Origin of the sequence: Acidisphaera rubrifaciens HS-AP3 (assembly GCF_000964365.1) — a bacterium.
Taxonomy (GTDB): domain Bacteria; phylum Pseudomonadota; class Alphaproteobacteria; order Acetobacterales; family Acetobacteraceae; genus Acidisphaera; species Acidisphaera rubrifaciens.
Map to the genome: position 1 here is coordinate 1 of NZ_BANB01000286.1, position 7376 is coordinate 7376.

At 70.7% G+C, this 7376-nt stretch carries 5 protein-coding genes and 1 pseudogene; 5 read left to right on the forward strand and 1 reads right to left on the reverse strand.

Annotated elements, in window-relative coordinates; genetic code table 11:
- Window positions 1-67 precede the first annotated feature (67 nt).
- The gene (locus B8460_RS09550) at window positions 68-1903 is read left to right on the forward strand and encodes a potassium transporter Kup (protein WP_052945199.1); all 1836 of its coding nucleotides are present in this window, start codon (window positions 68-70) and stop codon (window positions 1901-1903) included.
- A gap of 6 nt (window positions 1904-1909) precedes the next feature.
- On the opposite strand, the gene B8460_RS09555 is transcribed toward B8460_RS09550, so the two are convergent.
- Window positions 1910-3088, reverse strand: a complete 1179-nt coding sequence (locus B8460_RS09555; protein WP_048861366.1) for an MFS transporter — start codon at window positions 3086-3088, stop codon at window positions 1910-1912.
- Between the two features lie 154 nt (window positions 3089-3242).
- Between B8460_RS09555 and B8460_RS09560 the strand changes: the two genes are divergently transcribed.
- The 4 genes and pseudogenes from B8460_RS09560 to B8460_RS09575 all read left to right on the forward strand — a co-directional run.
- The gene (locus B8460_RS09560) at window positions 3243-5450 is read left to right on the forward strand and encodes an amylo-alpha-1,6-glucosidase (protein WP_048861367.1); all 2208 of its coding nucleotides are present in this window, start codon (window positions 3243-3245) and stop codon (window positions 5448-5450) included.
- A gap of 4 nt (window positions 5451-5454) precedes the next feature.
- A complete protein-coding gene (locus B8460_RS09565) occupies window positions 5455-6198 on the forward strand; it encodes a biotin--[acetyl-CoA-carboxylase] ligase (RefSeq protein WP_048861368.1) in 744 nt (247 codons plus the stop codon).
- A 48-nt stretch (window positions 6199-6246) separates the two neighbouring features.
- A complete protein-coding gene (locus B8460_RS09570) occupies window positions 6247-6936 on the forward strand; it encodes a nitroreductase (protein ID WP_048861369.1) in 690 nt (229 codons plus the stop codon).
- Between the two features lie 14 nt (window positions 6937-6950).
- Window positions 6951-7376, forward strand: a pseudogene (locus B8460_RS09575) (DUF429 domain-containing protein); the annotation flags it as partial.

Below are 7376 nucleotides of genomic sequence, written 5' to 3' on the forward strand. Positions count from 1 at the left end.
GCGCACCGTCGCGTCGACCGAGGGGCCGCCGGGCGGTGCGCCCCGACGTGTGCTTGGGCCCGCGCTCATGCTGGGGGTGCTCGGCGTCGTCTACGGCGACATCGGCACGAGCCCGCTCTATGCCTTCAAGGCGAGCCTGAGCTACTTCCGCGACCGCGCGGTCACGCAGGTCGAGGTGCTCGGCATCCTGTCGCTGATCTTCTGGTCGCTGATCCTGATCGTGACGGTGAAATACGTCCTGCTGGTCATGCGGGCGGACAACAAGGGCGAGGGCGGCATCCTCGCGCTGATGGCCCTGGCGCAGCGTGTCGCGGTCGGGCCGCGGGTACGCCACTTCCTCGGCCTCGTCGGCATCGCCGGTGCCTGCCTGTTCTTCGGCGATGGGGTCATCACGCCCGCGATCTCCGTCTTGTCGGCGGTGGAGGGGCTCGAGGTCTCGGCCCCGGCGCTGCAGCAGTACGTGCTGCCGATTTCCGCCCTCGTCATTGTCGTGCTGTTCGCCGTGCAGTGGCGCGGCACCGGCAGCGTGGGGCGCGTGTTCGGGCCGGTGATGACCGTCTGGTTCGTCGGCATCGGCCTGCTCGGCGCGGCCGAAATCGCCCGCCATCCATTTGTTTTGCTGGCCGTCTCGCCCAGCTATGCCGTCGCGCTGTGCGCGCATTACGGCGTGCTCGCCTTCCTCGTGCTCGGGAGCGTGGTCCTGGCGGTGACGGGGGCGGAGGCGCTCTATGCCGACATGGGCCATTTCGGCGCGCCGGCGATCCGTATCGTCTGGCTTGCGGTCGTGCTGCCGTCGCTCGTGCTGAATTATTTTGGCCAGGGCGCGCTGATGATCAGCGATCCCAGCGCGGCGGCCAACCCGTTCTATCTGCTGGCGCCCGACTGGCTGCGCCTGCCCTTCGTGGTGCTGGCGACCGTCGCGACTGTGATCGCGAGCCAGGCGGTGATCTCCGGCGCCTATTCGATGACCCGCCAGGCGCTGCAACTCGGCCTGCTGCCGCGCATGGCGATCCGCCACACCTCCTCGCGGGAGGAGGGGCAGATCTACGTGCCGCAGGTGAACACCCTGCTGGCAATCGGGGTGCTCGTCCTCGTCGGGGTCTTCCGCACGAGTGACAATCTCGCCTCGGCCTACGGCATTGCCGTCACCGGTACCTTTCTCTGTACCGGCGTGCTGGCCATGGTCGTGTTCCGCCGCCAGTACCATTGGTCACGGGCGGCGGCGATCAGCGTGTTCGGCGCGCTGTTCCTGATGGATCTCGTGTTTTTCGCGTCCAACTCGCTCAAGGTGATCGAGGGCGGCTGGGTGCCGCTGATCCTCGGTCTCGCGCTGATGGCGCTGATGACGTCGTGGAAGCAGGGGCGCGACCTGCTGTTCGCGCGGTGGAAGCAGGACAGTCTCCCGCTCGCCTCCTTCCTCGCCCGGCTGCCGCAAAGCCGCACCGTGCGTGTGCCCGGTCTCGCCGTGTTCCTGACCGGCAACCCGGATTACGTGCCGGCGGCGCTGCTGCACAACCTCAAGCACAACAAGGTGCTGCACGAGCGCGTGCTGTTCGTCACCGTCACCAACCTGGACGAGCCGGAGGCCGGGGCCGCCAACCGCACCTCGGTCGAGGAGATGGCGCCGGGCATCTATCGCGTCACGCTGCGCTATGGCTTCAGCGAGAGCCCGAACATCCCGCGCGCGCTCGAGGATCTGCGTGAGCGTGGCGTGCCGTTCGATCCGATGCAGGCGAGCTATTTCCTCGGGCGCGAGGTGATCGTGCCGGCGATGGTGCCGCGGATGCCGCTGTGGCGGCTGTGGCTGTTCCTCGTGCTGGCGCGCAATGCGACCCCCGCCACGGAGTTCTTCCGCATCCCGAGCGACCGCGTGGTCGAACTCGGCGTGCGCATCGCCATCTGATCCGCGTCAGCCGGTCGGGGCCGGGGCGGTCGCCAGCACCGGCGTCCGATGCAGCATGCGCCGGTGGGCGAAGAACAGGGGGATACTCAGCAGCGACACCGCCGCCGCGGTGACGAGGGCGCCGCCGGCGCTGCCGACCGCATCGGCCGCGTGACCCAGCGCCCCCGGCATCACCGCCCCGCCCAGGTAATAGGTCGCATAGAACAGCCCCATGCCCACGGCCCGGTGCTCGGGCCGCGCGGATTCCGTGCCGGCGGCGATGATGATGCTGGGATGCATCGCCCCGAACAGGCCGAACACCGTCGCCCAGACGACCGCCGGCCCGCCCAGCGTGATCGCGGCCGTGGCGGCGGCAAGAATGACCGCCGCCGTCGTGAAGACCGGCGCGCGACCGATGCGCCCCGCCAGGGCGGCGCCCAGGAACATCGCCGGGACGTTCGTCCAGGTGGCGAGCGTCATCACCAGCCCGGCTTGCCCGGTCGCGTGATGCTCGGCGAGCCAGGCGGGAACGTAGGACAAGAAGCCTATGTAGCCGGCGTTGTAGGTAGTCCAGATCATGCCGGCGAGGGTGGCGAGCCAGCATTCGCGCCCGGTGGGCAGCGCGAAGCGGCGCGTCGCCGCGTGACCCGGCGCCGGCCGTTCGACCGCGAGGAACAGCGCGGCGCCCAGCCCCGCGATCACCGCCCCGGTCGCGATCGCGCCCTCCCAGCCGAATCGTGCCGCGAGCGTGGGCAGCACCAGTTCCGACCCGCCGACCCCGACCGGATAGGCGGCGGTGGAGACCGTGACGGCGGCGAGGAACCGGCTCCCGCTGAACCAGTCGGCGACGATCTTGCTTTGCAGGACGACGACGGTGACCGCGCCGAGCCCGGCCAGCAGCCGCCCGGCGTCGATCCCCGCCGTGCTGCGCCACAGCAGCGGCAGGCACGGCCCGAGCGTCATCAGCACGAGGCCCGCCCCGACCACCATCCGGTCGCCGAAACGGCGCGCGAGCAGCCCGGCCGGCAGGGCGGCCAGTAACCCGGGCGCCATGTAGACGCCGATGAGCGTGCCGAGCGCCGCGTAGTCAAGGTGGAAGGTCCGCATCAGCAGCGGCTCGAGCGTCGCCACCGACTGCATCTGGACACCGAAGGCCAGACGCCCGAGCGCGAGGGAGACAAGGACCAGCAGGGCGCGCGTCGGCACGTCGTGTCACTCCCCGATCGGGTGCGGTACGGGCGTCAGGCTCGCAGTCGGGGCCTTGCTTGCCCAGTCGCCCCGTCGCGTGGCAGCCCTGCTATCGACCGCCCGCGCCCGGCGGCTAAGCTCGGCCGCACATTACCCAGGGGAATCCGCCATCATGCCGTTCAAGGTCCAGGTCGGTCCGCCGCAGATCAGCATCCATCACGGCCAGACCGTGCTGCTGACCGAGGAGAGCGGCGCGGTGAACTGGCCCACCGACAAGGGGCTGTATTTTCTCGACACCCGCCTGCTGAGCGCCTGGGCGATCTATGCCAACGGCGTGGAATGGGAGCTGCTGAACGGCGGCGGCATCGCCTATGACACCGCGCGCATCCATCTGACGAACCGGGATATCCCGACACAGGACGCGACGATTACGGCGCGCAGCCTGGGTCTCGTGATCGGACGGACCGTCGCCGGCGGCCTGCACGAGGATCTCGATCTCGCGAACCACTCCAACGGCCGCATCCGCTTCAGCCTCGAAGTGTCGATGCGCAGCGATTTCGCCGACATCTTCGAGGTGAAGTCCGGCCGCATCGTCCGCCGCGGCCGGATCGCGACCGAGTGGTCCGAGGCGACACAGACGCTGACGACGACCTACAGCAACGCGGATTTCATGCGCGCCGTGTCGGTCGAGGCGGTGCCGGACGGCGGCGCCCGCGCCGCCTACGCCAACGGGCGCCTGAGCTTCGACATCGACCTGCCGCCCGGCGGCCGCTGGCATTGCTGCCTGCTCTACACGCTGATCGACGGCGAACGCCGCTTCCCGCCGCCGGTCGACTGCACGCACGGCGCCGGTGCCACCGCCTCGGCCGACACCATCGCGCACTGGCGCGAGACGGTGCTGAAGCTGCGCACGTCGAACGAGGAAGTCTATCGCCTGTATGCACAGGCGGTCGAGGATATGGGCGCGCTGCGTCTGCCGATGGTCAGCAACGGCCACTCGATGGACCCGGCCGCGCACACGGATCAGATGGTCTTCCTTCCCGCCGCCGGACTGCCGTGGTTCGTGGCACCGTTCGGACGCGACAGCCTGATCGTCTCGTTGCAGAATCTGCTGGTCTATCCCGATTTCGCGCGCGGCGCGCTCGACGTGCTCGGCCGCTTGCAGGCGCAGGAGCGCGACGACTGGCGGGATGCGGAGCCGGGCAAGATCCTGCACGAAATGCGCTACGGCGAACTCGCGCACTTCAAGCTCATCCCGCATACGCCGTATTACGGGACGGCGGACGCGACGCCGCTCTGGCTGATCACCCTGCACGCGACGTGGCGCTGCACCGGCGAGCGCGCCTTGCTGGAGGCGCACCTGCCGGTCGCGGAACGCTGCCTGTCGTGGATCGACGAATGGGGCGACCGCGACGGCGACGGGTTGCAGGAGTACCAGACGCGCTCGCCCGTCGGATACGAGAACATGGCGTGGAAGGACAGCGGCGACGCGGTGCTGTACGAGGACGGCAGCCTCGTGCGCGGGCCGAAGGCGCTGTGCGAGCTGCAGGGCTATGTCTATGACGCGTGGCTGCGCATGGCCGAGGTGTTCGACGTTCTCGGCAAGCCGGACCGCGCGGCGACGCTGCGCGCCAAGGCGGCGAAGCTGTACGCGACGTTCAACGAGCTGTTCTGGGACGAGGCGCGCGGCTACTACGCCTACACGCTCGACGGCGACAAGAAGCCGGTCTTTTCGCTCGCGTCCAACATCGGCCATTGCCTGTGGTCGGGGATCGTGCCGCCGGAGCGCGCGGCCCGTGTGGTGGAGCGGCTGATGCGTCCCGACATGTGGAGCGGGTGGGGCATACGCACGCTCTCGGCCGAGCATAAGGCGTTCAACCCGTATGCCTATCAGCTCGGTTCCGTCTGGCCGCACGACAACGCCATCATCGCGCTCGGGTTCAAGCGCTACGGCTTCGCCGCCGAGGCGGGCCGGATCGCGCGCGACATCAGCGGCGCGGCCAGCCATTTCCAGTCGAACCAGCTGCCGGAGCTGTATGCCGGCATCCAGCGCGACGGCACGAACTTCCCCGTGCAATATCTCGGCGCCAACGTGCCGCAGGCCTGGGCCGCGGGATCGGTGTTCATGCTGCTGCAGTCGATCCTCGGCATCGTGCCGGCGGCGCCGGAGCGGCGGTTGTATGTCGATCCGGTGCTGCCGCACTGGCTGCCGGACGTCACCCTGGTGGATATGCGCGTGGGCGATCAGGTGTTCGACATCCATTTCACCGGCAACGGCGACGGCGCCGCGTTCGAGGTGCTGCGCGGCGATCCGGCGGCGGTCGTGCGCCGCCCCATGGGGGCCGCGGGGCGCGCGCTCGGCTCGCCGTCCGGATATTGACGCCATGACGGCGGCGGGCGGCTGGACGCTCGAGGTGCACGAGGTTGTCACCTCCACCTCCGACGTGCTCGCCGCGCGGGCGGCGGCGGGGGCGCCGGACGGTCTTGCCATCCTCGCGCGCCGCCAGACGCAGGGGCGCGGCCGCGCCGGTCGCGCCTGGGCGTCGCCGGACGGCAACCTCGCCCTGTCGGTGCTGCTGCGCCCGATGGAGCCGGCGTCGCGCGCCGGCGAGTGGCCGCTACTGACGGGCGTGGCGCTCGCCGACGTGATCCAGTCGCTGCTGCCGGATCCGGCGGCGCTGTCGCTGAAATGGCCGAACGACGTGCTGGTGGACGGGGCGAAACTGGCCGGGGTGCTCATCGAAACCACGCTGGATGCCGCCGGCATGGTCGCGACGATGGTGGTGGGCGTGGGGGTCAACCTCGCCGCCGCGCCCCGCCTGCCTGATCGCGCGACCGCGTGCCTCGGCGACCATGTGGCCGTGCCCCCGGCGCCGGAGGCATTCGCGTCCCTTTTGCTCGACGCGCTGTGGCGCCGCCGGGCGGAGCGGGCGCGCGACGGCTTCGCGCCGATCCGCGCGGCATGGCTCGCCGCCGCGCATCCGATCGGCACGGGGCTGACCGTCGCCGGCACGTACGGGCATTTCGCGGGCCTTGCCGACGACGGCGCGCTGCTGCTGGAGACCGCGAACTGCCTGCGCCGCATCGCCTCGGGAGATGTTTGGCTGACCGATCCCGACCCGCGCTGACCCGCGCGGCGTCGCCGCCGACCGCTCCGTTGAAAAGGACATGACTGAATGCCGCTTGAGCCGAATGCCGTCGACGAAGCGATCACGAGCCGCCGCTCGCTGCGCCGCTTCCGGCCGGACCCGGTGCCGCGCGAGGTGGTGGAGCATCTGCTCGACGTGGCGGCCCGCGCGCCGAGCGGGACCAACATGCAGCCATGGCGGGTGCATGTGCTGACGGGGGCTGCGCGGGAGCGGCTGTCGGCGGCGGTGCTGGCGGCCTTCGATTCCGGCGCGCCGCAGCCGCCGCACGAGTACCGGTACTATCCGCCGCAATTCTTCGAGCCGTATCTGTCGCGCCGCCGCACGGTGGGCTTCGGCCTCTACAACCTGCTCGGCATCGCCCGCGGCGACGCGGCGGCCATGCACCGGCAGCACGGGCGCAACTTCGTCTTCTTCGACGCGCCGGTGGGCATGATCTTCACCATCGACCGGCGGCTGGAGATCGGCTCCTGGCTCGATTACGGGATGTTCCTGCAGAACATCATGGTCGCGGCGCGCGGGCGCGGGCTCGATACGTGTCCGCAGGCGGCGTTCACCGGCTTCCATGCCGTCGTGCGCGCCGAACTCGGTCTGGCGGACGAGGAACTGGTCGTCTGCGGCATGGCCCTCGGCTACGCCGACGCCGGGGCGGTCGAAAACACGCTGGTGACCGAGCGCGAGCCCGCGCGGGCCTTCGCGACGTTCCGCGACGAGGCCTGATCGCCGCGCCGACCATGCTCGCGGCGCACGCCGACTGGAGCGTGGACGCGCGCAAGCGGTGGATGGCCCTGGCGCGGCGCGCGCCGGATGCGAACACCGCCGGGGGTGGCTGGCAACTTGCCGCGCCGGTGCCGGTGGGCGAGGTCACGACCCTGTTTGCCCGGCTGCTGGACGCGGCGGCGGGGGAGCCGGTCGCACTCGGCGTCGATCTGCCGCTCGGCCTGCCGCGTGCTTATGCGGCGCGGCTGGGCGTGGCGGATTTTCCGGCCTTCCTACGCGGTCTGGCGGCGACCCCGGGGTTTTTCGACGTGTGCGCGACGCTCAACGAGGTGTCCGCCGCGCGGCCGTTCTATCCGCGGCGGGGCGCGGCGGGCATGACGCGGGCGGCCCATGCGGTGGCGCTCGGGCTGGACTCGGCGGCCGGGTTGTCGCGCGCCTGC

Bases quoted from the DNA above. Each gene is read 5' to 3' on its own strand.
- B8460_RS09550 (WP_052945199.1), top strand. From the start codon at position 68: ATGCTGGGGGTGCTCGGCGTCGTCTACGGCGACATCGGCACGAGCCCG.
- B8460_RS09560 (WP_048861367.1), top strand. From the start codon at position 3,243: ATGCCGTTCAAGGTCCAGGTCGGTCCGCCGCAGATCAGCATCCATCAC.
- B8460_RS09565 (WP_048861368.1), top strand. From the start codon at position 5,455: ATGACGGCGGCGGGCGGCTGGACGCTCGAGGTGCACGAGGTTGTCACC.
- B8460_RS09570 (WP_048861369.1), top strand. From the start codon at position 6,247: ATGCCGCTTGAGCCGAATGCCGTCGACGAAGCGATCACGAGCCGCCGC.